This is a genomic window from Methylophaga sp. UBA4204 (assembly GCF_002379485.1).
Taxonomy (GTDB): Bacteria; Pseudomonadota; Gammaproteobacteria; order Nitrosococcales; family Methylophagaceae; genus Methylophaga.
On record NZ_DFTU01000086.1, the window covers coordinates 8985 to 10960 of the forward strand.

Sequence of the window (1976 nt, forward strand, 5' to 3'; positions counted from 1 at the left end):
AATTGATCCAACAGCTGCCGTTTCCAGTGAGCGTGTCGACTTTGGGATCCGGGATTTATTGCCGGCTGAACGTCGTTCTCCTGCAGCAATAGCCAAAAATGATCGCTTGGTAGAACTGTGGCAATCAGCAAAGAATAACTGGGATGCTTTGAATAGTGCCTGGGAAATGTGGGTCGTCAGTTATGGTCCGGATCGACAACTGCAGTTGCTGGAAAAGCTCGGCATGCATCAGCCGGACTGGGAAAAAATGATTCGCTGGCTGGCCATCGGCATTGTGCTGATATTTGGCTGGATTGCCTGGACAACATTGAAATTAAAAAACCTACCTCAGGATCGAGTCCAGCGTTTTTATCAGAAATTCTGTTTTAAACTTGCGAGGCATGGTGTTGTGCGTCAGCCCCATGAAGGTCCGGAAGATTTTTCCCGTCGCGCTCAACTGGCGCTTCCACATCATCAGCAACAGATTGCCATGATCAATTACTGTTATATGCATCTGCGTTATCGTGGAGAAGCTCTGGAAGATGATTTTATCGAGTCAGTCAAAAATTTCCGCCCACACCGATAGATGGCTTTTTCCACCTGCAAATTGCATCCCGATAGTTGCATATAGCTCAAGCGCTTTTGCCATTAGCTTACCGTTATCGGAAAATAGTGAATCTTAGGTAATGTTTAGAGGGAAACGGATGGCGCATAGCAATCCATTATTTGAACGCACCCATATCCTGCTGGGTGACACCGGCTTAGAGCGTCTTCAAAACAGTCATGTTTTTCTGGCGGGTATGGGCGGTGTCGGTTCATTTACCGCAGAAGCGCTGGCGCGGATGGGCGTGGGTAAAATGACACTGGTGGATCATGATGTGGTTTCGGCGTCCAATCTGAATCGTCAGCTGGTGGCACTGAACTCTACTTTCGGTAAATTGAAAGTTGAAGTGATGGCAGAGCGTATTGCAGATATTAATCCACAATGCGAACTCAACCTTGTTACTGAATTCTTAACGCCGGAAACGATTCCTGACACCCTCAATCAAGGCTTTGACGTGATCATTGATGCCATTGATAGCATGAGCAGCAAAACAGCTCTGCTGGAAACCGCATGGCGTAATGAGTTACCGGTATTCTCCAGTATGGGGGCTGGCGGCAAACTTGATCCCACTCAAGTGCGTACCGGTGATTTAATGAATACGTCCATTTGCAAACTCGCCAAACAATTACGTTCACATTTACGTAAACGCGGTGTAGGCAAAGGAATCCAAACTGTTTATTCCCTGGAATATCCTTTACCACCACTACCTCCAGAGGCAGTCAGTCGTGGTCGGGCACGAGCCGTTAACGGCACGGTGAGTTATATGCCTTCTATATTCGGCTTAACCCTGGCAGGGCTGGTCATTAATCATATTATTGGTGATGCAAGACGTGTCTGATCCGCAAAACGTAGTGAACTGCACAGCGTTTTATCAACAACACCTGCAAAAACTGCTGAAACCTTACGGGATTGAAATCAGACAGGTTGAAGAAAATGAGACTATTCCCGGCAGTTTTTTTGGCGAACGTGAAGCCGGTCTGCTAGGCAATCAATTATTGTTACGTCTTGATACGCCTGTTCACTCTGCCTTACATGAAGCTGGCCACTATATCTGTATGGATAATCAACGTCGCATAATGTTAGATACCGATGCTGCTGGGGATTATGATGAAGAAAATGGCGTATGTTATCTGCAGATCCTGCTCAGTGATTTTCTGCCTGAAATGGGTAAACAGCGAATGATGCTGGATATGGACAGCTGGGGCTACAGTTTCCGCCTCGGCAGTGCCGAAGCCTGGTTTGAAGAGGATGCGGAAGATGCCCAGCAATGGTTAATCAAGCATCAGATAATTGATGAAAAAAATCAGCCTACCTGGCAACTCAGAGTCTGAACCTTTTATTGCAGTGCCCGGCAGAGGTGCTTATAATGCCAACTGTCTTAGGGGAGTAGTCT

3 protein-coding genes are annotated in these 1976 nt (G+C 46.9%); all 3 read left to right on the plus strand.

Going from position 1 to position 1976, the window contains the following annotated elements; genetic code table 11:
* The coding region (locus tag B3182_RS12255) for a DUF4129 domain-containing protein (RefSeq protein ID WP_292752941.1) at positions 1-565 on the plus strand (565 nt) is incomplete at its 5' end.
* A 118-nt stretch (positions 566-683) separates the two neighbouring features.
* The gene (locus tag B3182_RS12260) at positions 684-1421 is read left to right on the plus strand and encodes a tRNA threonylcarbamoyladenosine dehydratase (protein ID WP_292358116.1); all 738 of its coding nucleotides are present in this window, start codon (positions 684-686) and stop codon (positions 1419-1421) included.
* Complete coding sequence (locus B3182_RS12265; protein WP_292358114.1) at positions 1414-1914, plus strand: hypothetical protein; 501 nt, start codon at positions 1414-1416, stop codon at positions 1912-1914. The genes B3182_RS12260 and B3182_RS12265 overlap by 8 nt, the downstream gene beginning before the upstream one ends.
* The last annotated feature ends 62 nt before the right edge of the window (positions 1915-1976 follow it).

Coding starts and splice junctions, on each gene's coding strand:
- B3182_RS12260 (WP_292358116.1), top strand. CDS start 684: ATGGCGCATAGCAATCCATTATTTGAACGCACCCATATCCTGCTGGGT.